The organism is Thiomicrorhabdus chilensis DSM 12352 (assembly GCF_000483485.1).
GTDB classification, from domain to species: Bacteria; Pseudomonadota; Gammaproteobacteria; order Thiomicrospirales; family Thiomicrospiraceae; genus Thiomicrorhabdus; species Thiomicrorhabdus chilensis.
The window spans coordinates 650,112-674,800 of record NZ_KI519609.1 but is presented as its reverse complement, the minus strand read 5'-3'; the positions used below and the strand labels follow the sequence as shown (position 1 = coordinate 674,800).

General features: G+C 45.8%; 23 protein-coding genes. 7 read left to right on the top strand and 16 right to left on the bottom strand.

Annotated elements, in window-relative coordinates:
- Positions 1–14: 14 nt before the first annotated feature.
- Together B076_RS0103195 and B076_RS0103190 are read left to right on the top strand one after the other, a co-directional pair.
- The gene (locus tag B076_RS0103195) at positions 15–1,055 is read left to right on the top strand and encodes a type IV pilus twitching motility protein PilT (protein WP_028486030.1); all 1,041 of its coding nucleotides are present in this window, start codon (positions 15–17) and stop codon (positions 1,053–1,055) included.
- Positions 1,056–1,075: 20 nt separating this feature from the next.
- Complete coding sequence (locus B076_RS0103190; RefSeq protein WP_028486029.1) at positions 1,076–2,239, top strand: PilT/PilU family type 4a pilus ATPase; 1,164 nt, start codon at positions 1,076–1,078, stop codon at positions 2,237–2,239.
- Positions 2,240–2,460: 221 nt separating this feature from the next.
- Here the strand turns inward: B076_RS0103190 and uvrB are convergent, their stop codons facing one another.
- On the bottom strand, positions 2,461–4,494 hold the full coding sequence (gene uvrB, locus B076_RS0103185; protein ID WP_028486028.1) for an excinuclease ABC subunit UvrB: 2,034 nt from the start codon (positions 4,492–4,494) through the stop codon (positions 2,461–2,463).
- Positions 4,495–4,680: 186 nt separating this feature from the next.
- Between uvrB and B076_RS0103180 the strand changes: the two genes are divergently transcribed.
- From B076_RS0103180 to B076_RS0103150, 5 genes are all read left to right on the top strand, one after another.
- On the top strand, positions 4,681–5,862 hold the full coding sequence (locus B076_RS0103180; protein ID WP_028486027.1) for a pyridoxal phosphate-dependent aminotransferase: 1,182 nt from the start codon (positions 4,681–4,683) through the stop codon (positions 5,860–5,862).
- Between the two features lie 906 nt (positions 5,863–6,768).
- Complete coding sequence (locus B076_RS0103165; protein WP_028486025.1) at positions 6,769–7,032, top strand: type II toxin-antitoxin system TacA family antitoxin; 264 nt, start codon at positions 6,769–6,771, stop codon at positions 7,030–7,032.
- Positions 7,023–7,520 carry a GNAT family N-acetyltransferase gene (locus tag B076_RS0103160; protein ID WP_028486024.1) on the top strand — a complete coding sequence of 166 codons (498 nt, stop codon included), beginning with the start codon at positions 7,023–7,025 and terminating at the stop codon, positions 7,518–7,520. The genes B076_RS0103165 and B076_RS0103160 overlap by 10 nt, the downstream gene beginning before the upstream one ends.
- A gap of 276 nt (positions 7,521–7,796) precedes the next feature.
- Positions 7,797–8,447: a metallophosphoesterase family protein gene (locus B076_RS12940; protein WP_084205698.1), complete on the top strand. Its 651-nt coding sequence runs from the start codon at positions 7,797–7,799 to the stop codon at positions 8,445–8,447.
- 102 nt (positions 8,448–8,549) lie between these two features.
- Positions 8,550–8,996 carry a hypothetical protein gene (locus tag B076_RS0103150; protein ID WP_157753501.1) on the top strand — a complete coding sequence of 149 codons (447 nt, stop codon included), beginning with the start codon at positions 8,550–8,552 and terminating at the stop codon, positions 8,994–8,996.
- Positions 8,997–9,186: 190 nt separating this feature from the next.
- Here the strand turns inward: B076_RS0103150 and B076_RS0103140 are convergent, their stop codons facing one another.
- The 15 genes from B076_RS0103140 to B076_RS0103070 form a co-directional block, all read right to left on the bottom strand.
- On the bottom strand, positions 9,187–10,020 hold the full coding sequence (locus B076_RS0103140; protein ID WP_028486022.1) for a nucleotidyl transferase AbiEii/AbiGii toxin family protein: 834 nt from the start codon (positions 10,018–10,020) through the stop codon (positions 9,187–9,189).
- Positions 10,020–10,655 carry a type IV toxin-antitoxin system AbiEi family antitoxin domain-containing protein gene (locus tag B076_RS13330; protein WP_051347144.1) on the bottom strand — a complete coding sequence of 212 codons (636 nt, stop codon included), beginning with the start codon at positions 10,653–10,655 and terminating at the stop codon, positions 10,020–10,022. The genes B076_RS0103140 and B076_RS13330 overlap by 1 nt, the downstream gene beginning before the upstream one ends.
- 220 nt (positions 10,656–10,875) lie before the next feature.
- On the bottom strand, positions 10,876–11,859 hold the full coding sequence (locus tag B076_RS0103130; RefSeq protein WP_245566305.1) for a DNA ligase: 984 nt from the start codon (positions 11,857–11,859) through the stop codon (positions 10,876–10,878).
- Positions 11,860–11,917: 58 nt separating this feature from the next.
- The gene (locus B076_RS0103125; protein WP_028486020.1) at positions 11,918–12,169 is read right to left on the bottom strand and encodes a ComEA family DNA-binding protein; all 252 of its coding nucleotides are present in this window, start codon (positions 12,167–12,169) and stop codon (positions 11,918–11,920) included.
- A gap of 249 nt (positions 12,170–12,418) precedes the next feature.
- Positions 12,419–12,994: a site-specific integrase gene (locus tag B076_RS0103120; RefSeq protein ID WP_028486019.1), complete on the bottom strand. Its 576-nt coding sequence runs from the start codon at positions 12,992–12,994 to the stop codon at positions 12,419–12,421.
- A gap of 36 nt (positions 12,995–13,030) precedes the next feature.
- On the bottom strand, positions 13,031–14,263 hold the full coding sequence (locus tag B076_RS0103115; RefSeq protein WP_028486018.1) for an RNA-guided endonuclease InsQ/TnpB family protein: 1,233 nt from the start codon (positions 14,261–14,263) through the stop codon (positions 13,031–13,033).
- Positions 14,264–14,432: 169 nt separating this feature from the next.
- Positions 14,433–15,734: an O-antigen ligase family protein gene (locus B076_RS0103110; RefSeq protein ID WP_028486017.1), complete on the bottom strand. Its 1,302-nt coding sequence runs from the start codon at positions 15,732–15,734 to the stop codon at positions 14,433–14,435.
- Positions 15,735–15,752: 18 nt separating this feature from the next.
- Entirely contained in the window at positions 15,753–16,847 is a 1,095-nt protein-coding gene (locus B076_RS0103105; RefSeq protein ID WP_157753499.1) for a polysialyltransferase family glycosyltransferase, read from the bottom strand.
- A 7-nt stretch (positions 16,848–16,854) separates the two neighbouring features.
- A complete protein-coding gene (locus B076_RS0103100; RefSeq protein WP_028486015.1) occupies positions 16,855–17,511 on the bottom strand; it encodes an HAD family hydrolase in 657 nt (218 codons plus the stop codon).
- Positions 17,501–18,247 carry a 3-deoxy-manno-octulosonate cytidylyltransferase gene (locus B076_RS0103095; protein WP_028486014.1) on the bottom strand — a complete coding sequence of 249 codons (747 nt, stop codon included), beginning with the start codon at positions 18,245–18,247 and terminating at the stop codon, positions 17,501–17,503. The genes B076_RS0103100 and B076_RS0103095 overlap by 11 nt, the downstream gene beginning before the upstream one ends.
- The gene (locus B076_RS0103090) at positions 18,244–19,884 is read right to left on the bottom strand and encodes an aldolase catalytic domain-containing protein (protein ID WP_028486013.1); all 1,641 of its coding nucleotides are present in this window, start codon (positions 19,882–19,884) and stop codon (positions 18,244–18,246) included. Before B076_RS0103090 ends, B076_RS0103095 begins: the two co-directional genes overlap by 4 nt.
- A gap of 230 nt (positions 19,885–20,114) precedes the next feature.
- Positions 20,115–20,387 carry a hypothetical protein gene (locus tag B076_RS0103085; RefSeq protein ID WP_028486012.1) on the bottom strand — a complete coding sequence of 91 codons (273 nt, stop codon included), beginning with the start codon at positions 20,385–20,387 and terminating at the stop codon, positions 20,115–20,117.
- A gap of 9 nt (positions 20,388–20,396) precedes the next feature.
- Entirely contained in the window at positions 20,397–22,310 is a 1,914-nt protein-coding gene (locus tag B076_RS11985) for a polysaccharide biosynthesis protein (protein ID WP_038150376.1), read from the bottom strand.
- Complete coding sequence (locus tag B076_RS11980; RefSeq protein WP_096777337.1) at positions 22,307–23,833, bottom strand: Fic family protein; 1,527 nt, start codon at positions 23,831–23,833, stop codon at positions 22,307–22,309. Before B076_RS11980 ends, B076_RS11985 begins: the two co-directional genes overlap by 4 nt.
- A gap of 153 nt (positions 23,834–23,986) precedes the next feature.
- The gene (locus B076_RS0103070) at positions 23,987–24,523 is read right to left on the bottom strand and encodes a sugar transferase (RefSeq protein WP_281168958.1); all 537 of its coding nucleotides are present in this window, start codon (positions 24,521–24,523) and stop codon (positions 23,987–23,989) included.
- Positions 24,524–24,689: the final 166 nt, after the last annotated feature.

The following is a 24,689-nucleotide window of genomic DNA, read 5'->3' as shown; positions in this document are numbered from 1 at the left end:
GCAAGGACACCAAAATGGATATTACCGAGCTTCTCGAATTCAGTGCCACCCAAGGCGCGTCTGACTTACATCTTTCAGCAGGCCTGCCGCCGATGATTCGCTTGGACGGCGACATCAAACGCCTGGATACCCCGGCACTTGAGGCGGAAGCCATCCACAAAATGATCTATGACATCATGGATGACGAGCAACGTAAAACCTTTGAAGAACACCATGAATTGGATTTCTCGTTCGAATTGACCAATATTGCACGTTTCCGTACTAATGTATTCATCCAGAACCGAGGCATGGGCGCGGTCTTCCGAACCATTCCCAGTGAGATTTTGACACTTGAAGACTTGAATGCACCGGAAATTTTCAAACAAATTTCCGAAACGCCGCGCGGCATCGTCTTGGTGACCGGACCGACCGGTTCGGGTAAATCCACCACCCTGGCGGCGATGGTCGACTACCTCAACGAACGCAAAAACGCCCACATTCTGACCATCGAAGACCCGATCGAATTCGTGCATCAGTCCAAACGTTGCCTGGTGAATCAGCGTGAAGTGCACCGCGACACCCACAGTTTCACCAATGCTCTGCGCGCCGCTTTGAGGGAAGATCCGGACATTATTTTGGTGGGGGAAATGCGAGACCTGGAAACCATTCGCCTTGCGTTGACCGCTGCCGAAACCGGACACTTGGTATTCGGCACCCTGCACACCAGTTCAGCCGCTAAAACCATCGACCGTATCATCGACGTATTTCCGGCCAATGAAAAATCCATGGTACGTGCCATGCTGTCCGAATCCCTGAAAGCCGTCATCTCACAGACACTGCTCAAGAAAACCGAGGGCGGGCGAGTAGCCGCGCATGAAATCATGCTCGGCTCGGCGGCGATCCGCAACCTGATTCGCGAAGACAAGGTGGCGCAAATGTACTCCACCATTCAAACCTCCAATAAACTCGGCATGCAGACCCTGGATCAGGATTTGAAACGTCTGGTTGGCGAACACACCATCTCGTTGGAGACCGCACGCACCAAGGCGGTTCACAAAGAAAGTTTCATGGCTTAATGGATTAACAGGAGTCTCCCATGTCCAGCGCAATCAAAGAAGACCTTCACAAGCTACTGACCTACTTCTCGAAACAGGGAGGGTCGGATCTGTTCATTACCGCCGGCTCTCCGGCCGTGATGAAAAAAGACGGTGAACTCGAGCCGCTGACGCAGGAGAAGATGACACCGGCCATGGTCAGTGAATTGGCTTTTGCCATTATGAACTCCGAACAGCTGGCTCAGTTCCAAAACACCAACGAATGCAACTTCGCTTACCATATTCACGGAACTGCACGCTACCGTGTCAACGTATTCGTACAGCGCGGCACGCCGGGCATGGTGATTCGCTCGGTGCATACCGAAATCCCCAAATTCGAAGATTTGAACCTGCCTCCAATCCTGAAAGAACTGGTGATGACCAAACGTGGGTTGATTCTGATTGTCGGGGGAACCGGCTCCGGTAAATCCACCACGCTCGCGAGCCTGATCGATTTGCGCAACCAAGCGGCTGACGGCCACATCATCACCATTGAAGACCCGATCGAATTCGTGCACTCCCACAAAAAATGCATTGTCACCCAGCGTGAAGTGGGCGTGGATACCGACAGTTACGATGCTGCCTTGAAAAACACCCTGCGTCAGGCACCCGACGTCATCCTCATCGGTGAGATCCGCTCCGACGACACCATGAACCACGCCGTGGCCTTTGCCGAAACCGGTCACCTGTGTATGTCGACCCTGCACGCCAACAACACCAACCAGGCTTTAGATCGCATCATCAACTTCTTCCCGCCGATTCAGCGCAACCATGTATTGATGGACTTGTCTTTGAACCTGCGCGCCATCGTCTCTCAACGCCTGATCCCCAGTTTAAACGGCGGCCGGGTCGCGGCAGTGGAGATCATGATCAACACCCCCAGAATGCAGGATTTGATCTTCAAAGCCGACATCAGCGGCATCAAAAAACTGATGACCGACTCCGAGGACCAGGAGATGCAGACCTTCGACAAGGCTTTGTTTGATCTTTATGAAGACGGCCAAATCAGTTACGAGGAGGCGTTACGCAATGCCGATTCGATGAACAACCTGCGCCTGAAAATCAAACTGGAAAGCAAACGTCCGCTGCCGGAAAAAATCGAACAGGAAATCAACAACCTCGCAAGCCAAGGTGGGTTCAAGGTCAAGGAAGACCCGGAAGAATAGTGACTTGCCCCCTGTCATGCTAAGCAACTGTTTACTGTTATGCTGAGCACCCCAAGAGTACTTGCTTCGCGGCGCGTAGTCGAAGCATCTCTTAAGGTTTTGCACGGCGGCTCGAGATCCCTCCACTTCGGTCGGGATGAAATATTTACGGTTCAGAGAGACAGTTTTTTACGGCTCCGAGCCTCCCCCCTAACCAGGCCTGCTCATTCCTGCAAAACCTTTCAGCGCAAATCCCCCACCCCGACCATACTGCTTTTCAGGGTTTTGATCTGGTCGCGTAACGAGGCGGCTTCTTCAAAATCCAGCGATTTGGCGGCTTTGTACATCTCTTTTTCCAGTTTCTTGATGCGACTTGCCAGCTCGGCCGGTGTCAGATGTTTGAGTTCCGGATTGTAATAGCCATCCGCCTCAGCCGCTTTTTTGCCTGAGGCGGGCCGGCTGGATTTGCTGGCGTAAGGCGAATCCTCAAGAATGTCGCTGACTTTCTTGTTCAAAGCCTGCGGCGTGATACCGAGTTTTTCGTTATGCTCGATCTGTTTGGCGCGACGGCGTTCGGTCTCGTCAATCGCTTTTTTCATCGATTTGGTAATCTTGTCGGCATACAGAATGGCCTTACCGTCAACATTACGCGCGGCACGACCGATAGTCTGAATCAAAGAACGGTCTGAACGCAAAAAGCCTTCCTTGTCGGCATCCAGAATCGCCACCAATGCCACCTCTGGTATGTCCAGCCCTTCTCGAAGCAGGTTTATGCCCACCAGCACGTCGAACTCGCCCAGGCGCAAATCACGGATGATCTCGATACGCTCGACCGTGTCGATGTCGGAATGCAGATAGCGTACTCGTACATTGTGGTCTTCCAGGTATTCGGTCAGGTTCTCCGCCATGCGTTTGGTCAAGGTGGTCACCAGAATGCGCTGGTTCAGTTCGACCCGCGGACGGATTTCACCCAACAAATCGTCCACCTGCGTCAAGGCCGGACGTACTTCGATCTCGGGATCCAACAGGCCTGTCGGGCGCACCACCTGTTCGACCATCTGCGAACAATGCTCGGCTTCGTATTTGCCCGGCGTGGCGGACACAAAAATCGCCTGCGGCATCAAACGTTCAAACTCGTCGAACATCAACGGCCGGTTGTCCAGTGCCGAAGGCAGACGGAACCCGTAGCCCACCAGATTTTCTTTACGCGAACGGTCGCCTTTGTACATACCGCCGATTTGCGGAATGGTGACGTGACTTTCGTCGATGACCAGCAAGGAATTTTTAGGAAAGTAATCCATCAAGGTCGGCGGCGGCAATCCCGCCTCGCGACCGGACAGATAACGCGAGTAGTTTTCGATTCCGGTGCAGTAACCCAGCTCCAACATCATCTCGATGTCCAGCTTGGTGCGTTCTTCCAGACGCTGCGCCTCGACCAGCTTGTGCATGGAACGCAACTGTTCCAAGCGGTCCTTTAGCTCGACCTTAATCTGCTCCACCGCTTCCATGACGCGTTCACGCGGCGTCACGTAATGCGATTTGGGGTAAACCGTGACCCGTGTCGGCCGCGCCACCACCTCACCGGTCAAAGGATCGAACCAGGCGATGCTTTCTACCTCATCGTCAAACAGTTCGATGCGCACCGCATACTCCTCGGCCTCGGCGGGAAACACGTCGATCACATCACCGCGCACCCGGAAAGTCCCGCGCCACAACTCGATGTCGTTGCGGTTGTATTGCATGGAAGTCAAACGCGTCAGAATGTCGCGTTGGGCAATGTTGTCCCCCAGACGTACCTGCAAAATCATTTTCAGGTACATCTCCGGATCCCCCAAACCGTAAATCGCGGAGACGGTGGCGATCAGTATCACATCCTCACGCTCCAGCAAGGCTTTGGTGGCCGACAAACGCAGTTGTTCGATCTGCTCGTTGACCGAAGAATCTTTGGCGATATAGGTATCGGAAGCGGGCACATAGGCTTCGGGCTGATAATAGTCGTAATAAGAGACAAAATATTCCACCGCGTTGTTCGGAAAAAACCCTTTCATCTCACCATACAACTGGGCGGCAAGCGTTTTGTTGTGGGCCAAGATAATGGTCGGACGCTGCACCGTTTGGATGACATTGGCCACCGTAAAGGTCTTACCCGATCCGGTCACCCCCAGCAGCGTTTGAAACGCCTCACCATCACCCAATCCCTCCACCAACTCGGCAATCGCGGTCGGCTGATCCCCGGCCGGTTGATACTGCGAAACCAATTCAAATGCTTTTGCCACAACAAATCCCTTTAAAACCGATTAAAACGTGTTAAATCCTTTAAAAACCGTCACAAAATCCAGTAAAATGACAACTTTATGAAATTGTATCCATTGATGGCCAACTGACTCATCACGATACTTTTAAGTGCCAAAAATTCAGCACCCTATTATACAAGCTCCACCTTATTTCGAGAGAATCATTACATGGTAACCCTATCTGATCGCGTCAATCGAGTAAAACCTTCCTTAACCTTAGTGATCACGGCCAAGGCCGCCGAACTCAAACGTGCAGGCAAAGACATCATCAGTCTGGGTGCCGGGGAGCCGGATTTTGATACGCCGGAGCACATCAAGGCGGCCGGAATACGAGCGATTGAAAACGGACAAACCCGCTATACCGCGGTGGATGGCACACCGGAATTGAAAGAAGCGATTCAAGCCAAGTTCAAACGCGACAACCACTTGAACTACGAAGCCAACCAGATTCTGGTCTCATCCGGTGGCAAGCAGAGTTTCTTCAACCTGTGCCAAGCGGTGTTAAACGACGGTGACCAAGTCGTCATCCCTGCCCCTTACTGGGTCTCCTACCCGGACATGGCGTTGCTGGCCGGTGGAGAACCGGTGATTGTCGAAGCAGGCATTGAGCAAGGTTTTAAAATCAGCGCACAACAGTTGAGCGACGCCATTACCGAAAAAACCAAAATGGTGGTCATCAACAGCCCATCCAACCCAACCGGCGCGGTCTATACCGTTGAGGAATTGAAAGCCTTGGGGGAAGTGCTCAAACAGCATCCGAATATTATCATCGCGTCCGACGACATGTACGAACACATCCTGCTGGGCAACACCCCTTTCACCAACATTCTGGAAGTGTGTCCGGAACTGACCGATCGTACCGTGGTCATGAACGGCGTTTCCAAAGCCTATTCCATGACCGGCTGGCGCATCGGCTATGCCGGCGGGCCGGTGGACATCATCACCGGCATGCGCAAAGTGCAATCGCAAAGCACCTCCAATCCGTGTTCGATTTCTCAGGCGGCCTCGGTGGAAGCACTGAACGGATCGCAAGACTGCATTCAGACCATGTTGGTGGAATTCAAGAAACGTCATACCTTTGTGGTCGAAAGAGTCAACCAGATTCCAGGATTCAATTGCATTCATGCCGACGGCGCATTCTATGCCTTTATGGACATCTCCGAAGCCATGAATATTAAGGGCTTTGAGACCGACGCCGACTTCGCCACCGCGTTATTGGAAGAGAAACAAGTCGCTGCTGTACCGGGTTCCGGATTCGGAGCCGATAAACACCTACGCATCTCGTTTGCCACCAGCATGGAAAATCTGGTAAACGCACTGGATCGCATCGATGCGTTTATGAAAAGTTAACCCTAGCAACCACTTTCAGAAACTCGACTTGGTACATCTTTCGGAACCAAGTCGATTAATCAAAAATCAACACTTCTACTCTTTTGTCCAAACCTGACTGAAACCAATGCTGAACGGACAATCTTTTACGCAATGTCTTAATTGTTGCAGCCCCTACAGAACTTGCAAAATATGACCTTGACCATAAAGCGGTTGACTGGCCCTGTCTTTGAAGATGTGGATGAACTGCCTTGCCATTCTGGAAGACATCGAACTAGGCTATTTATGCGTGATTTTTTTGAAAATTAGAGCGCCTAAATTTAACCACTAAAAGTCGGCCTATTCCCTATGTTACACAACCCCAAAACCAGTCACTCTTTAGAGGGGCTTAATAACGCTTTTCAAATCAGGTTCAAAAACATCCATTTTTCCATGACTTTAGTGGAAAAAAGAACTGCCCTCTTCAAGATTATGACTGACCTTTACAATGACTTCAGTCAGATAAAATTCATCGCAAAACCAAATGCCTTTGATTGCTAAATTACAACTTTAGATATGATTGTTCAATGCTATTTTTCTTTTTATACAGGAAAGAGGGCAAAGATTGTGATGCACACCAACTGTCGATAAAACAAAAGGAAGAAAATGCTCATTAAAAGGAAGAAAATGCTCATTAAAAGGAAGAAAGTGCTCATTAAAAGGAAGAAAGTGCTCATTAAAAAGCAGAAATCTCTCATACAAAGTATTTAGACTGTTTCAGCAACAGCAAATCCGGCTTGCGCACACTGCCAACAAATTAACAAAACCTAATTATGTCTTATAGCCACCATTAACTGCTTTAATCAACAAAGCATTTCAATGCTAAAACTTTACCCTGTGTATCTATTAGATATACAATATAGGGAAAATATTTAGAGGCTTAAAATCATGATGCAAAAGTTACCAATTAATATGCGGGTTCTTCCAGAGCAAAAGGCGTTAATTTCCCAAGCCGCAGAAATTCTCAAAATGGATAGGACCGCTTTTATTTTAAGTACGGTCTGCCGAGAAGCGGAAGAAGTTTTATTAAACCAAAGAGTGTTTTTACTCAATGACAAGGCGTTTGACCAATTTGAACAAATCCTTGAAAAGCCATTGCCAAACAGTGCTCAACTAGAAAATCTTTTGTCGGAGAAGTCTCCTTGGGAGTAATAAATCCGCCTGAATTGTTAGCAGATCGTCACGATACCAGGAAGTTCAGTTGTGGGAAGACAACTCTTGATCATTGGCTAAAAGCTAAAGCCTTAAAAAACCAAACAAACCGTGGCTCAAGAACCTTTGTTATAACCTCTAATGATAGAGTAGTAGGATATTATGCACTTGCTTCGGGAGCAGTAGAACGGAGTAAAGCAACATCCAATATTGCGAGAAATATGCCTAATCCAATACCTGTTGTTATTCTTGCGAGACTGGCAATAGACACTAACTTTAAAGGTCTTTCATTAGGAAAAGGATTGCTTAAAGATGCGTTACTTAGGAGTTTGAATGTTGCTAATGAAGTTGGTGTCAAAGCTGTATTAGTCCATGCCCTTGATAGCGAAGCAGTCGAATTTTATGAAAAATTTGGATTTAAGCGAATGCCAGAACAGGAAAACACCCTTCTAATTTCAATTTCTAATATTGAAAAAGCTTTTACTTAAGTGAAATGTAAAGACTCAAACATTTTGCTGGGCCTGTCGAAGCATCTACAAATAATGTGCACTTTAAAGTTTTCCGGCTAGTTGAAAGCCATCCAATGACAAAAAGCTGATAAGAACTTTTTTTAAGCACTTTGCCAAATCTAAATGAATTAAAAAAAGTGTCTTTTAAAATCAGGGCTTACCAGATGATTCTAATGAATATGTTGCTTTGAAGAGCACGATTCTGAATGAAGATTATAAACCCGTGAATAAGCCACAAATCTTGGAGATTAAAAATTGACTTGGTTGAGTGAAGTAAGCGAAGAAACGTGGATTGTAAGTGATACACACTTCAAGCATGCAAATATCAACAGGCATGAGCCTGTTCGTTTAGAAGAAATGCAAAAAGCTGGTTTTGATGACCCAGATGAGTTTTTAGTCTCAAACTGGAACAGCGTTGTTAAAGAAGGTGAGTTAGTCATTCATTTAGGGGACTTCTCAAGTAAAAAGGGACTGGATATACTGAATCGGCTCAATGGACGCATTATTTTGCTTTTGGGAAATCATGATATTCCCATGATCAATAAGCTCAAGCAGTTTGCCCAAGATTATCCTGAAAAACTTTATATTGTTATCGGTGTGGACGGGAGTGATTTGCACTGCAAAGCGGAATGGGCGAGTGCTTTAATCCGTGAGTTTAGTGGCAAAATAATTATGTTTTCTCATTACCCTCTTATCACTGATGATGAATACATGCGTGGCAAGGCTTTAGATACCAAACAGGCCATGGAAGAAGTCTACAGGCGAGAACAATGCAACCTTAATATTCATGGCCATGTTCACTCAAAAGACGAGCATACTGATAAAAGCCGAGAAATAAATGTGTCTGTAGAACGTATCGATTTTAAGCCAAGGCGGTTATGCAACGTAATCCAATCATTTATTTGAGTGTTACGGATGTTGAAACAAGAAGCCTCGCCCATAGCCGTTAGGCGACGGGCGGGAAATAGTCACAAGTTAGACTGGACGACTCAGACAAAAGGAAAAAACATGCAAATCCGTACCTTGAAAGCCTCTTTTGAGCGCATTATTACCGATGAAGCAGGGCTTACCACGGCCACCAAGGAATTCCTGGATGGCCTTAAACTCCAAACAGTAAAATATTCCAGACCAGCCAGTGAGCTGATTAATGACGCGCCAGACTTTTCTGTACTTGATTCGGAAAAACTGAAGGCGTCTGCAGCTTTTTATGCAGGATTAGCTGAACATATCGCTGAGATCTGCGAAGTTGAGACACCTGAATGGACGAAAAATGAAAGCCTTGTTTTGGATGAGCCGCTTTTTTGGATGAATACACCACGAGTCAGACAGTTAATGCTTGTCGAAACTCCGGTTTATTATCGTAATCGAAACATCTTTTGCGGAAAGATTTTTGGTGCCTTGAATACACCAGTGCCGGTTCCTGAAAAATCCGATATGTCTTTTACTGGGTGTTAAGAATCAATATGCTTTGGCATCATGCATAATCTGAGTTAAATCCTTTTTTTGATTCGGATGAAGTTTTCTTACAGCCTTTTTGAAATTGGGGGCTTGGAGAATGTGCTTAACCAAACTCATAAGGCTCGAGTTTTCCGACTTCTTTTTCGGCTTTGGCTATAATTGCCTGTTTTACGAGAAAATTCTACTTTTAATCCCGGTTATTTTTCGGGGGGATTACACGCTGTGCCAACTCCATAAAATAATCACGTGACCAAATATCCAGAACACGCGGATTGCTCACAAAACGCTCTGCATCTAACTTGGCATTTTCAAAATCAACTGCACCAATCCTTTGTTTCAGCAACCGCAAAAAGCCCTGCTCATCAACCGGCTCAACTAAATCACCACTTTGTATCGCCCGCTCATTAAAGTGGGCCAAATTCAAGGCCGCACTCCGGCGAACATACCACTCAAAATCAAACCAATCACGCCCTTTGATCCGATTTTTCCACTGGCGGAATAACAAAGCATGCATCTTACCCGCATACAAATCCGGCAAGCTAAAGCACTTCACATAAAAAGAAAAAGGCTCAATCAGCAGACGCTCTTCGGTGTTAAAGCCCAGAGGGGGACGTGTATCCACCTCAAATTTAATTTTCACCTGCACACCGGAAAAATCCAGCACCACAATCTGTGTATCATTTTTTAAAAATGCAGACTCAATCGCTGTCGAAGCTGTTTTCTTTTTTTGCGAAATCGAAACATCAAGCCCCAAAGCGGCAAACTCCGCCACCACCGCATCAAAATACGGCTGCAAAGAAAAATCGGCCTGAGGTTTCAGCAGCGAAAAATCCAAATCCTCGGAATAACGCGGCAAATCGTAAAAAATCCGCAAACAGGTTCCACCATAAAAAGCGGCTTTTTCAAAAAAGCCACCGCGATACAAACCGGCTAGCGCCACCTCCTGCATCACCTCACGCAAGGCGTGCTGCTTTTGTGTTTCGGTTAGAGTCGTATATCGGCCTAACATTTGCTCTAGCATCACACCCCCTCCGCCAACAAACGCCCAAGCCACTGCAAGCGTTGGGTTTTAAACCCGGCTTGCGAAAAACGCTTCACTTTATCCACATCCAAGTCACTCAAAATAGCTTCATCCATACGCATGTCGTCCAACAACAACACCCGCAACCCCTTGGTGGAATAAATTTTCAAATTCGGCGTCAACGCTAACCAGTCGCACAAGGCCTTTTCACGACTCGCCACCATATAACCCACGCGCTCATTCGCTTTTACATAATCCACACCCAAGGCATAATAGACCAGAGGGACACGCTGATAAGAAAATCGCCCCAAGCCATTCTCAAAATGCTTACCACGCCGCGTGGTCACACTGGTCACCTGCATCACCCGCTCAGGAATCATCCCATAGTGCGACAACATGAACTCCATGGACACATAGGAAGGGCCATATAAATGATTCGCCACCAAGGGCAAAGAAAGCGCCACACCCGCAGATGACCCAGGCACAGCATAAAGTCCGCGTTTAAGAGAAATTAACTGCCCCTCATCCAGCCACCGATGAATTTTAAAATTGGGCGCTTGGTAATCGGACAGCACAGACAAGAGCGTCGAATACTGGACAACCAGGCCTGCATAAGGGGATAACAACGCATCCATAACTCAAAAACCTACAAATAAACAAAGATAATTAGATTATATCTAATTTACTATGCATATTTTAAGGAAACATTAAACCTAACCAATCAACCCTTCTATTTCTTTTACCGAAACCCAAATCATCGCCATTGTTAAAGAATCGAATGCGGGGCTAAAAGTTGAAGACATCTGCCGGTGGAAGTCACCTTGGGGTGACTCAGTGTGACATTTTGCTTGTGGCTCAGTGGGACAATTCATTAGAATTCAAATCTGAACGCACCCTTAAAAACACCGGAAAGCGCGGCAATCCTTTTCTGGTCAATCCCATATACTGAAAGGTGACCAAAGTTCCAATTGCCGGTGGATTGGCTCGTTGCTGATCGCTCAAACCGCTGCCGATCTTGAGCACTCTGTCAGCTGGCTTGCTTAAGTGCTTAAATTGACCCGGTGCAATCTCACACAATAACGCCCCCACCTGCCCGATATACTTTCCCTTACCTTCGGTATAGCCGCGCACAACACATTCCGCATCTTGTTTAATTTTGACCTTAAGTGCCTGATCAGACCGACCGGACAGATAGGGTGCGCTTGGATTTCTGACCACCAATCCTTCGGCCCCCAAACCCACCAGATCTTTCAGGTGCAACTGCAGCTGCTCGACTGACTTTACCGGAACCTGTTCGATGATTCGCACATAAGGTGCGGGAAAGTGCTGTAGATAGCTCTGTAAAATCGCCAAACGCTCCAGCAATCCCCCTGCCTGATTAGGAACCTCAAAAATCTGATAAGTTATAGCTTGCCAACCCGAATGCGGCCTATGTTTATTCACGATGGAAACCGTCTGCTCAAACTGTCCTCGCCCTAGCCACAATTCGCCATCCAGCTCAAACGGTGGAAAATTCTCGGTGAACCACTCCGGTGCCGCAAACAAATTACCCTGTCGGCTCCACAAGTTTTTTCCATCCCAGTAAGCTCTGACCCCATCCAGTTTTTCACTCATCAACCAACCGTTCACCTCCATGCTTTCATCATAAGATTTCAGCAACAGCAAATCCGGTTTACGGACAACGCCCGCCATTTCATTGGCATTAGAAGCCATGCCTTCTTCTTGGTCAAACGCCTTGACACTTCCACTGGCCAGCATCCACAAACAAAAAAGGCCTAGAATCAGTACCAGGCCTTGATATCTCCTAACGGAGGTCAGTAATCTTTGAATGTTCATCATCTTGCTTTTCTTATAAAGTCCGTCATCGGCCCTCACAGCCAGAAGTTAAGATTTACCGTTAAAAGCGTAAATCCGCCTTGATCTTCTCCAACGTCTTCTCGCCAATGCCCTTCACATTCAATAGGTCTTCCGGTTTAGAGCACTTATTCTGCTTGCAATACTCAGAAATCGCCATGGATTTAGAAGGCCCAATTCCTTTCAGAGCCGCCGCAATCTCTTCCGGAGCAGCACTATTCACATTCACCGGACTCGCCAACACACTAAACGAAACCAGCATCGCACCTATTAACACACTCATTCTGCTAAACATAATCATTTCCTATACTTAGTTAACAAGGTACGCATTTTACACAATGTAAAATTACGTAAACCCATCTTAGTCAAAATTTTAGAAAGATGCAAATCTAGTTCGCTCAATTGTCATACTAGGTCACTGATGTGACACTGACCTTCCTAACCTATGTGAAACTCGGTGTGTAATCTTAGACCTAGGGAATTGCCACGACGGGTTCCCCCCCTTCCTTCCTTACAGGTTGGCATGACAGACAAAACAAGCCCATCAGCGACCTAATTGTTGGGAAAACTGATTATCTTGCTTAACCTGCATCCTCTCCTCTACTCGCTCCACATCCAACGGATCGGCTTGAATCGTAAACCTTCCGCTGCCAACCCGTCTTTTACCATAACTCTTCACATGGGTTTCATCCGAACCATGCCCCATCATGGCTGCAATTTCAATCGCTGGTACACCCGCTTGTTTTGCATTGGCTGAGAACTGATGCCTGCCGCTGTACAAGGTAATCCGATTTTTCCTTGCGAGTTTCTTCAAATCACGATTTTTAGCATATAACTGGTTGAGAAAATTGCGCGCACCCTTCAGCCATCGTTCCGCCTCAACTTTTGATTTATTACTGAACAAAGCGGTCAATCTATAACTCGCCCCAAGGGCTTCAAATTCCTCCGATTTTTCATCGACTATCTGAAACCGAATCGTGCGATATTTACCAAAAGAGCGACCATCCGTATGCTTTGCATTTTTAATCTTCATGCCAATAAGATCATCTTTAACCTTGACCGTCTTAATTTGAGCACACTCAATGGGACGTAGGCCAAATGTACTGGAGACCATTGACATCCTCCCCGCCCTGAAGGACGGGGATTCCTAACAGCACTAGGCTGTTAAGAGTTGGCGTGTATCACTACTACCAACTGGTTCCTGCTTCATTGTCGAAACCAATGTTTCAACTCCACAGGCTAACAAGCGATGTCCTCGCTCAAGTACATTCAAAGCACCCACCAAGTCGGCATTGGCTTTAAATCCACACTCTGTACATGCAAAAGCACGTTGGCTTTTACGGTTGTCACGACTAACATGTTTGCAGTTTGGACAGGTTTGAGAGGTGTATTGAGGGTTTACCCTCAAGACATCTCCTCCTGACCACTGTTGCTTGTACTCAAGCATTTGCACAAACATTCCCCAGCCTTGGTCAAGGATGGATTTGTTAAGACCGGATTTCGCTTTTACATTTTTCCCATGAACTTCAATACTGCCCTTGGCACTTTTAGACATGTTTCTTACTTTTAAATCTTCAACCACGATCATTGCGTGGCTTTTGCTGATGTTGGTTGAGGTTTTGTGCAAGAAGTCTAAACGCGCATTGGCAATACGCTCATGCAGTCGTGTAATGATTTGTTTCTGCTTTTTCCAGTTAGCAGAGAATTTAACTTTCTTAGACAGCTTACGCTGTTCAAAAGCCAACTTCTTTGATAACTTACGAAAACTGTTTAACGGTTCGATATACGAACCATCCGATAGCGTTGCAAAGCGGGTAATCCCCATATCCATACCAATCATACTGCTGGATTCATGATACTTTATATCCGCTTCATATTCGGTCTGGATTGACACGTACCAATGCGCTCCGCGCCTTGATACCGTGCAGTTTTTCAAATCACCAATCACTTGTCGAGAATTGCGGTATTTGACCCAGCCAATTTTTGGTAAAAATACTTTATTCTTATCAGAATCCACCTTAAAACCTTGCGGATAGGTGAAAGAGTCTTTTTGACCTTTACGCTTAAAGGTTGGAATTCGCTTTAAAGGCTGTTTTTTATCAAAACCATCTTTAAATCCACGCTCAAGCTGTTTTAATGCTTGCTGTAACGGCTGAGAGTGAACGGTTTTTAGAAATCCATAATCTTCTGAGGACTTCCAAAGCTTTAGCCAAAATGCGAATTCGCTATACCAAAGTATCGGCTGTTTATGTTCAAGCCGAAACAAATTCATCGCTAAAGCCTTATTCCACACAAACCGGTTGGCACCGGCAAACTCAATCATCTTCTGCACTTGGTCAGAATTGGGATTGAGTCGGAATTTAAAGGCTTTTCGTATAGTTTGTTTCATTTGATTATTGTAACAACATTCAATCAATGACACAATCTAAAACAGGCTACGCCTGTTGTACTTATATCCCCGACCTGAAGGACGGGTTTTACGTACTGAGTGATAAAGAACCACTCCAGTGATGACTTAGAATAGCGTATTAATTGTTAGATTTACAAAAGGTTTAAAGTTAAGACCTATTGAGCGTTGAAGTGTAGGCGATCAGAATAGATGAAACCATAAAGAAATGGCTGAAGTTATAAAGGCTATGGAGCATTGATTCAGGCAGGAAGGAAATAAAGGTCGCTAAACTGTAAACCAAGCCTGCTACCCATATCGGCTTATCATCTTCTGGGGACCGCTTTAACCCTCTATAAAAATACACGAACATGAAAACAAAAAAGCTCAATACAATAATGAATGCAAAGACACCATGAATCAACCAGCTCATCAAAAATTGATTATGAATTGAACTGAACTGATACCCCCCAAATTTTTTTTCAAACTTCTCAAGGGCTATCTGTTTGGTTTCTTGCTTAACAAAAGATGGAAAATTCTCTGTCCCCATTCCAAACCAAAAATGCTCTTTAATACCTGAAAAGCCGGCTTCATACATCATTAAACGTGCACCGACACTCCCATAAAAACTTTCCCTGGAAACATAATTTTCAACACCCGTAACAGCCAATCCCACTCTTTGTTCAACAATTTTTTTGAGTGGCTGCATCGAAAACAAAAGCATCACAACCACAATAGGAGAAATTGCAACAATAAGCTTTTTAATGAAAGACACATCGGATTGATACAGCTTAAACCCATAATAAACAGACCAAACTATCACCGCTTCAGGCAAACCAAGCCAGGCATTTCTGCTTTGTGAAACAATAATCATGCAAAAATCAGCAATAATCAAAAGTAACCAAACCAAAAAGAAAAGATGACCTTTATTAAAAGCCCAAACAAAAGAACCCAATAAAATAATAAAAAAAGTATTCGCGAACACCCCAAAACTGATCTGTTGAGAGGTATATCCGCCAAATCGATGCCCCTGTTCAAGCGCACCCCAGCCAACATTTTTGAGCTCCAATCCAAATGCTAATAAAACGCCAATCGCACCCGCCGCAATCAGGTACCAGAAGAAATCAATTTTTGGCTTTAATACACTTATTGCCACCGCGACCGATGCAAACCCCAAAATCGTGCTGTATGTGCTGATCAAACTCAGCGTTCTATAACCAATATCACTATCATGAAATAACGCCGATAAAACATTAAACGACCAAAATAAGGCCATCAAACCCAACCACAAGCGAACCGGAACTGAAATTGATTGGTAACCGCGTTTTGCAATCAGATAAAGTGTAAATAAAAAAAGAACACCAAGCCAAATTTCGATATTAACGGGAAACACCCACCTAAGGATGTAGCCCAAAAAGGTAATGAATAAGGAAAAAAACAGAATAATCTGCAGAACATTTAACGGAATCAACATAATAATTAATTCGCGCGCTCAGTCATAAAAAGACTCAATCATATTCACACCCGCTTTCTGAAAGGGGGCCGATAACTTGGCATTCCCAAGTAAACAATCAACTGAAGAAACCTTAACATCAGGTCTTCTTAAAGCGACATCAAATAATACCGTCGAAATTTCACCAATCATTGAATCCCCTTTATTCAGCAATGAAATCAAAACATCAAAGGGTATGCTGGCAGGTATAAAATGGACATGAGGAACCTCTTTAGCTATGCCATAAATATCATCAGCGACTTCCCGAGGGTGATATTTCACCCATATCACCCGTCCATCAGAAGCCGCTTTATTGACCACTTTCAACAAGCGTTTTTTGAACCTGTCTAAATCAAAATCCTCACAGTCACGTTCAAGAATACTGAGTTTGGTAAAAGCCAAAATAAGATTTTTTTGATTGTCACGATCCGTCACAAAACTTTCAAACTCATGCTGTTTGAGTAAGGCCTGCGCCAACTCAAGCATTTGAGGTTCCACAAACCAGCTATTTTGTAATTCAACCACTTGAAGCGCCCGAATATCCGAATTCACCATCTGAGCATGAAAGACATAAGCATGGCTTAAATAGTCTATTTCAGAATACGGCTGAGGAGAACCATACCAAAAGCCATGAGCCAATTTCTTTTGCACTGTTTTTAAGCACGACTGTTTTTTGGGAATATCTTGTTGGTAGGTGCGTATTCCATCGTCTAAATAAGACACCTGAATATTTGGCTGACAATGTACAGCCAGTTGCGTCATCCAATCACGCACACTGGAGGTGAAAAGCGTTTTAACAACATTATTCAATAGAAAATGTCGTATCTGATGTTTGCGCTTTCCAGGTTCCAAAAACTTTTCCCAAGCCCTGGCTCCGCCTTTTAAACCAAGCCACGTATTTTTACCGTTCAATAATTCAACCGAGTCAAATGGGCATTGACTCCAACTGGATGTGAGACGAGCATACCCCTCGGCACCATTAAAACAATCATCAATCAGCATTCTCGCGGGACGCTGGAAATGGCGCGCCAAAGCGCACGCAATCCACCATTGTCTTGGCGTGCTCACAATATATAAATCAATCTCAGAATTCATAAAAGAATCAACTTATCAGCGTCTGAAGTGACGAATAATGCGGTATTTGATTGGATTGACACCATGCTTCCCAGTCAACGACTTCAGTCCAACCCGAAATGAAGACAAAATCCAAACCAGCCTGCCTGGCAGCCTCATAATCATATTTACTGTCACCCAAAAACAAAGCCGGTTTTTCAATATTGGATTGCCCAAGCTCCCGCTCTAAAATCAGTTCCTTGGTATCAGGACTACCAAAAATGCCCCCATCAAAAAAACTATCCAAGCCCTTCTGCACAAAGGCTTCTCTGAGTTCAGTCTGGTCACCGCCTGACACAATCAACCAATTCGCATGCTGAGTATAGTCACGAAGTTCGTCCAAACGGGACGCGACTTTACTCCCCAGCAGCCCTTTTTTAACCTCGGACGCAAATCGCTGCAACAATTGGTTCAAATCATCTGGGTTGACCTGGCCACCAAGAATTTCCGATAGAAAGTATTCAAACTTCTTATAACGTGAAATCCCACCGTTTTTAACATGATAGTCTTTCAGTGTCTGGGCGGCATCCTGGCCATAAATCAAAGCCGCATCGTAAAAAGCTTGAGTTTTAATGCGGTTGGAATCTAACACGACACCATCGCAATCAAACACCAAACTGTGATAGTTTTTAACATCAACTCTCATCAATAATAACCCGTCTTAAAGCCTCTTCCACCTTGGAAACGTCCTCAGGAATATCAACCGCTAAGCTTCCCGGCTTTGTCCGAACCAATCTAATTGGTTGACTCCACTCCAGAAAACGGATAATTTCAATGTCCTCTGATTGCTCCAAAACGCTTTTTCTGCCAAACGCGCCATAACGAATCAATTCTTCTCGACTGAAACCATATATGCACACCTGTTTATAATATTGTTGGGGTGCATTTTTTTGGTCTTTATAACCCGGCAAAGCCATTCTGGACATATAAACCAAGTGTTGATTCTCAGTAAACACCACTTTTGGAATGTTCACAGACATGGGGTCTTCATTTTCAGACAATGGGCTATAGCCATTGATAACCTCTTCAGGGTAGCGCTTCTTTTCCTCGATCACCCTGACAATATCTGCGGGATCAACCAGAGGCTCATCCCCCTGTACATTAATGTATATATCGGCTTCAATTTGTTGCGCCACTTCTGACAAGCGATCCGTGCCAGTCAACGCATTCTGACTGGTCATAACCGACTGAAACCCTGCCTCTATCACCACATTTGAGATTCTCTCATCATCCGTGGCGACATACACATTCTCTTTGCCTACTGCTTTTGCACTCAGCTCAGCCACCCAGAGAATCATAGGTTTGCCTAACAAATGCACAAGAGGCTTTCCCGGAAAACGGGAAGACTCATATCGAGCCGGAATCACTACAATTGTTCTCATATTTTTATCTCATAGGCATAAACGGATTGGACGGGGATCTCATATCGGGTGGGGGTAATGGCCAACACCTCAAGGGAGTTCGGTGCCATTGCATAAAGCTGAAAGAGTCGATCAATTTCCTTTCTTCGCGGATCATCGGCGTCATAACCATCAAAACCTGCCAATAAAATCCGACTGGCATGGCCACTGGTGGCAATTGCTAACGCATAAGCCAACACCAATGAACTGGGCAAAATGCAAAAATAATCATTAAACTCGAACACATCCGTATCAACCGAAATTCCAAAATCCAGCAACTCTTTGCCTTTCAGTTCTTGCTTCACATCCTCGGGCAACATCGATGCGGGCGTCACCAAAGGCTGTGACAACTTGCGGTGCTCCTGACAATCCGCTAAAAGCCGCACAGGATGACACGCCGCTCGTACATCGATGAGATTCTCATCAATATTCTGCTGCGTATTCAAAGCGATGACAAAAGGTCGGTGTTTACTTACAAAAGCTTCAAGGGCTTGACGGTACTTTGAAACGCCTGGGCCCGTCCCTAAAATCAACACCTCTCTGTTTTCGATCTCCGATTTAGGATTCCACTGGCCGCGAGGAAGCCCAGAATAAAAATGCCTAGCCGCCTCAAGTGTTCCCAAATTGAACTTTTTCCCACCTTCAATCTTCAAGTGCTCAAGTACGGCTAAAATATCCTCTTCACTATAACGCCTGTCCGCTAACATTTCCTGCACATAAGAGGGGTGAATTCCATACTCACCGGCTAGATAATAATAGGGATTGGTTCCCCAGCCATATTGGTTTTTAAGAGAAGAAAAGTGTTCTCGAATCAAACCCAATAACTTCGTCGGATTTGAGGCTTCGCAATCCAGATGTTTTTCTAAAGCCAGCACTGCATATTCGGTTTGCAAATTACCTGGACCACGCCCCATTCCAGTCACGGTGCAATCGACCCAGGTCACACCACTTTCTACCGCGCTCAACGTATTGCCTAGCGCCATACACATATTATCGTGTGTGTGGATACCCAGTTCTCCAGCCCAGTTTTCGCGCAAAGCGTCAACGATCTTTTGTGTCTGCTCAGCCTGAAGCGATCCCATACTGTCCGCAAAATACAGCACATCAACCGGATAATCCGCCACCTGCTTGGCCAAACCGGAGATTTTTTCTGGCGAACAGTCGGAAACCTGCATAATATTCACCCCGACCCGATAACCCTGTTCATGCAGCCAGTGAGTAGCAGGCAAACAGCTCTCCAATTCATGAATATGGCAGGCGATTCGAACCAATGAAACGGGAGACTCTGATTTAGGCAAGAAAAGCCTTTCCAATACATGTCGTTGAGTAGGGGGATCACTCAGTTCATAGCCGTTAACCATCACGCCGATTTTGTGATTTAACTCACTAGGAATGGTCAAGCTCTGTAAAAAGGCATCAGTACTATATGCGAAGGCTCCTTTAAAGCCTGAGTTTTGTAAAGAACGAAACCCAACCTCCACATACCCGACGTTCAAAGCCGCCATTGCCTGTAAATAGTCTTGAACGAGTTGGGAGTCAAAGTCCCAAGAGGTGTAATATCCCCCGTCCCGCAAAGTACAATCCAGAATCTTAACTTGCTGTCTTGAGCTACTCGTCACATTTCAAACCTAAATACGCCAAAAGGGCCATTTTATGCAGACCTTTATATGCATGCAAGCAAAACAGAAATTGAACGGACTGCCTGAACCATAAGCAAAGTACCTCGCCGCATATTCTGCACCTCCACTCAGTGCCATGCTGAGCTTATAGAAGTATCTGTTCCTTCGAACTTACCAATGGGCAGAAAGAAATTTCTCCTTGGCTGAAACACGATTTCAGGCCATTGATTTTATGAACGTCTGCGCCCTGAGCGTTTGATGTTATGTTGTTTGGCCAATTCTCTTAAATAAGTCCCTAATGAGGTCACCACGTTCTGACCCTCTTTCTTTTTAAAAGGTACCTTTTCCACTTCCTCAAGATATTTGGCTATTTTCTGAGTAGAGTAACCTTGTTCCAACAGAACTTTCAACTCCTGCTGATAAGGCTCATATTGGCTTGCTTTGCCTCTTCGTACGCCCTTTTCAGGATTCGCCTTTATCCAATCTTGCAATGCCTTTTTCATTTAACCTCCTTATTCACGGTTGCTGATTCCCTCTAACAATCCACACTGTAAATAATCCACCACCCCAGAGGTATGCTCAAAGCCCGATACTATTCTAGCCAGCTGTTGTAACACCGCATCATAGTCATAGTCATTCAACGAAGCTTCAAGCTGAATGAACTCTTCCATTAGGGATTCGTACGCCAAATACTCTTCATGGGCTTTCATGATTCTGGGGTGATCCGTACCGTCGACATTCTCCCCAATCAACAACTCTTCATAGAGTTTTTCTCCGGGACGCAAGCCAGTATATTGAATTTCAATATCGCCATTGCCTGACTCGTCCATCAGCTCCAATCCAGAAAGCTTGATGACTTTTTTGGCCAAATCGGCAATCTTGACCGGTTCGCCCATATCCAAAACAAAAACGTCACCGCCCACGCCCATGGAACCGGCCTGCACTACCAGAGAAGCCGCCTCGGGAATCGTCATGAAATACCGCGTGATCTCCTTATGCGTGACCGTCACCGGCCCGCCGTCGGCAATCTGCTTTCTAAACAACGGAATCACCGACCCGGAAGAGCCCAACACATTACCAAAACGCACCATCACAAACCGCGTATCCGGGTATTCCAACTGCAACGCCTGCAGCGCCATTTCCGCCAGCCGTTTACTGGCACCCATCACATTAGTGGGGCGCACCGCCTTGTCGGTTGAAATCAACACAAAGTTTTGCACACCACATTGCCCCGCCGTTTTGGCCGCGATATGAGTTCCAAACGCATTATTGATCAAGCCTTCCTGAATATTGTGCTCCACAATCGGCACATGCTTATAGGCGGCGGCATGGTAAATGGTGTTCACGCCATAACACTCCATAATACGGCGCAACTTCGCCGCATCCAACACGCTGCCCAACACACCAACCAGCTGCGTTTCACCCAGTTCATTTGAATGCCTTAGCTCTCGTTCAATACTGTATAAGGCAAACTCACTCATCTCATACAGCACCAAAATTTTCGGAGATTGTCGCAACACCTTACGACACAGCTCCGAACCGATCGACCCGCCTGCACCGCTAATCATCACCACCTGATTGGTTATGCATTTAGACAAAAGCTCCGGCTGGGGCGGTACCTGATCACGTCCTAACAAATCCTCAATATCCACCTCGCGGATATCGGAAAACGACACCTTTCCAGCCACAATCTCATCCATCGCCGGTAAAGTCGACACTTTCACCGGATAAGGCTCCAACCATTCCAGCACGGCTTTTCGACGTGAAGCCGACATGGACGGAATCGCCAAAAACACCTCACTGACAGCGTTGTCCTCAATCAGACCCTGTAAGTCATCACGCGCATAGACCCTCACCGAAGCGATATCATGTTTATGCAAACTCTTGTCATCATCAATAAAGCCAATGACTTTCAAATCTGGAATCTTACTGATGGCACTTAACAGCTGCTTGCCGGAAGACCCCGCACCAAAAATCACCACTCGCTTTCGGGCCAGCAAGTCTTTTTTAATCATGCCTTCTGACAATAACCAACGCGCCAAAATCCGCGTTGCGGAAATATAAAACAGCGCCAACAACCAAGTAATGACGATGGCAGAACGAGGATACGCCAAGTCCAGCATAAAAATGGCCGCCGCCCAGATTACACACACCAATGAGACGGACGACAAAACGGTTATGGCAAACTTATGGCCAATGTAACGAATCACCGCACGGTACAGCCCTTGGGTGATAAAGACAGGCAACGCAATCAACGGCAACAGAAAAATAGCCGGCACATAATCGGTGACCGGAAACACCGATTCCCCAAAGCGCAACCAAATCGCCAATATCGCCACAAAGCACAAACCAAGCACATCCACAGAGATGGAGATCATGCGTTTATATAAACGGGGTAAACCCAATAGTGAATGTGTGATTTTCATATTGAGTGTTGACCCTTCTCACTGGTATATTGAAACAACATTTGATACTTTCCTTCAATATCGTCTACTTCATCAGGCCGCAGTTGTGCAAACTCATTATTTAACGCTCGCTTAGACAGCACGCCTTGATTTTGTTGTAAAAAACGCAACAACAGATCCACCGTTCTTTGCGGCATGTCTATGCGGTCATTCACATATTCCACAAACGTATCATACTTTTGCAAATAAGCCACTTCCTCAGGGAGCACATCACGAATGGTCTCAACCACACACTCCACTAAAAACTCCGCCTGCCGGGTTGCATCGAAATAGCGATAGTGATCTTTGGTTTCATTGATGACAGAAACATTATTGTCAGGCGTAGGAAACCAGTCAACAAACTCCAAACGTGGCTTGGAATAAGCTTGCAACGCTTCACGATATTGCACTATCCGCTTCAGAATCACAGCAGAGACCGGAAACACCCAGCCTTTGGGCACAAACCCGGTTTCCGTCAACACATGATGAATCAAATACCGATGCAAACGCCCGTTACCATCTTCAAACGGATGAATAAATACAAACCCAAACGCAATCATGGCTGCCAAAAGTACCGGAGGAAAGCCTTCTCTCTTCAAGAGGGTATAGGTTTCCAGCAAACCACTCATCAATTCAGGCAAATCTTCCGGTCTGGCTGAAATATGCTCTGGCAGCGGCATTCCCGTCACACGGTCATGCGAACCTACAAAGCCACCTGTAACACGCAAGCCCGGTATTACAAACCGATGATCTGCAAGCACCAAACCCTGTAAGCGCTCAAGTTCCTCAACAGACAATGGCTGTTGGCCAGCCATGCCAATTACCTGACCCCAACGGGCAATACGGTTTTTAGGGGGTTGCTCACCCTCAATCGAAAACGACGCCTTGGAATCTGCCAACAACAAAAAACTGGCTGCACGCATCAATACGTCAGGGTGACATTGCCCAACCGTCTTCCGGGTTTCATCCAATAAATCGCTTTGCCGCCAATTTTCCAAAAAATCGGTTTTACGAATTAAGGGACAAAACCTGCGATTCCCCGGGAGATTGTTATTAACGCGCTGACGTTTACATTTACGTGTTGGCCCGGCATATTGAAGTTTGTCATTGACCAAATTCACATAACCGCCTGACACTGTATCTGGCAGGGATAAAGTGTTACCCGTCAACCACTCATACAAAAACCAAATGCGTCGTGCATAAGCCCCGGTTGGCTCCAATAAAACCAATGCTTCAACCTCACGGCCAACAAGCGCATCAAACAACGCTTTTAAAACCCAAAGGTGAATTCCCTCATACTTCAGGGCAAACACCAAATGCCCAAAAAGCGAATCAGCCGGTTTATGGCGTGGCGTAAGCAACGTCCACTCATCCGCCGTACACACACGATGCTTCCCCCCAATCGCAAACAAACGATCCGGCAAGGGAACCGACAACGCATATCGCGTAATCAGCTCACTGTAACCCGCTAACTGTGCTGCACCGCTGGGAGGAATAATTTTCATGAAAACCCGTTACATAATATGAAAAACAATCAGATAATACATTTTACATGAAAAATGATAAAAAAATTTAGTCTAACGGCTTTTCAAAATACACATTCAAACAATGCGGCCAGTAAAATGTCACACCTTACTCAGAATGTGCGCCTATATGCTTTATTGGTTATTAACCCTATCCCCAGCACCCTTGCCTAAAACCGTCATCAAAATATACTTGAAGTAATCCTTGATTGATAAAGTGGCAATCATCTTGGCATCCGTTTCTGCCAATAACTCAGGAGTAGACATATCAATCTCACTCACTTGAGCCAAGCCGGTAATGCCGGGGCGCACATCAAACACTCCTTGTGCCGAACGCGCATCGGTAAGCTCTGGCTGATTAAACAGGCCAGGTCTTGGCCCCACCAGGCTCATTTCCCCTTTCAACACATTCCACAATTGCGGCAATTCATCCAATTTAGTGCGGCGCAAGAAATGTCCAAACTTGGTGATTGAAGCCGTATTTGCTAAATGCGAAGCGACGGAGGCCGTGTCTTTTTTCATGGTTCGAAACTTCACCAATGTAAACGGTTTCTGATGACGCCCAACCCGTTCCTGACGAAACAATGGGGAACCCGTGTCAAATAACCCGATTACAAACAAAATCACCAAAACAGGAAATCCTGCTACCAGGCCAAACAATGAAAAAACCACATCAAAAAAACGAATCACAACCTATCTACCTATAATTATTTTGTATTTTGTTGGACGGATGCACCAATCAAACGTAACTATCTCTGTCATTCAAAGCGAACCATTACTGTCATCCCAAAAGCTCACTGTCAGCCTGTCATCCCGACTACCCCGAGGGCATTTGCTT

What these genes read in the sequence shown, in the direction of transcription:
- B076_RS0103140 (WP_028486022.1), bottom strand. Translation starts at nt 10,020, where the DNA reads ATGCTAGAGCAAATGTTAGGCCGATATACGACTCTAACCGAAACACAA.
- B076_RS0103165 (WP_028486025.1), top strand. Translation starts at nt 6,769, where the DNA reads ATGATGCAAAAGTTACCAATTAATATGCGGGTTCTTCCAGAGCAAAAG.
- B076_RS0103110 (WP_028486017.1), bottom strand. Translation starts at nt 15,734, where the DNA reads ATGTTGATTCCGTTAAATGTTCTGCAGATTATTCTGTTTTTTTCCTTA.
- B076_RS0103150 (WP_157753501.1), top strand. Translation starts at nt 8,550, where the DNA reads ATGCAAATCCGTACCTTGAAAGCCTCTTTTGAGCGCATTATTACCGAT.
- B076_RS0103120 (WP_028486019.1), bottom strand. Translation starts at nt 12,994, where the DNA reads ATGTCAATGGTCTCCAGTACATTTGGCCTACGTCCCATTGAGTGTGCT.
- B076_RS0103180 (WP_028486027.1), top strand. Translation starts at nt 4,681, where the DNA reads ATGGTAACCCTATCTGATCGCGTCAATCGAGTAAAACCTTCCTTAACC.
- B076_RS11980 (WP_096777337.1), bottom strand. Translation starts at nt 23,833, where the DNA reads ATGAAAATTATTCCTCCCAGCGGTGCAGCACAGTTAGCGGGTTACAGT.
- B076_RS11985 (WP_038150376.1), bottom strand. Translation starts at nt 22,310, where the DNA reads ATGAAAATCACACATTCACTATTGGGTTTACCCCGTTTATATAAACGC.
- B076_RS0103100 (WP_028486015.1), bottom strand. Translation starts at nt 17,511, where the DNA reads ATGAGAGTTGATGTTAAAAACTATCACAGTTTGGTGTTTGATTGCGAT.
- B076_RS0103130 (WP_245566305.1), bottom strand. Translation starts at nt 11,859, where the DNA reads ATGATGAACATTCAAAGATTACTGACCTCCGTTAGGAGATATCAAGGC.
- B076_RS0103105 (WP_157753499.1), bottom strand. Translation starts at nt 16,847, where the DNA reads ATGAATTCTGAGATTGATTTATATATTGTGAGCACGCCAAGACAATGG.
- B076_RS0103190 (WP_028486029.1), top strand. Translation starts at nt 1,076, where the DNA reads ATGTCCAGCGCAATCAAAGAAGACCTTCACAAGCTACTGACCTACTTC.
- B076_RS0103195 (WP_028486030.1), top strand. Translation starts at nt 15, where the DNA reads ATGGATATTACCGAGCTTCTCGAATTCAGTGCCACCCAAGGCGCGTCT.
- B076_RS0103095 (WP_028486014.1), bottom strand. Translation starts at nt 18,247, where the DNA reads ATGAGAACAATTGTAGTGATTCCGGCTCGATATGAGTCTTCCCGTTTT.
- B076_RS0103085 (WP_028486012.1), bottom strand. Translation starts at nt 20,387, where the DNA reads ATGAAAAAGGCATTGCAAGATTGGATAAAGGCGAATCCTGAAAAGGGC.
- B076_RS0103125 (WP_028486020.1), bottom strand. Translation starts at nt 12,169, where the DNA reads ATGTTTAGCAGAATGAGTGTGTTAATAGGTGCGATGCTGGTTTCGTTT.
- B076_RS13330 (WP_051347144.1), bottom strand. Translation starts at nt 10,655, where the DNA reads ATGGATGCGTTGTTATCCCCTTATGCAGGCCTGGTTGTCCAGTATTCG.
- B076_RS0103115 (WP_028486018.1), bottom strand. Translation starts at nt 14,263, where the DNA reads ATGAAACAAACTATACGAAAAGCCTTTAAATTCCGACTCAATCCCAAT.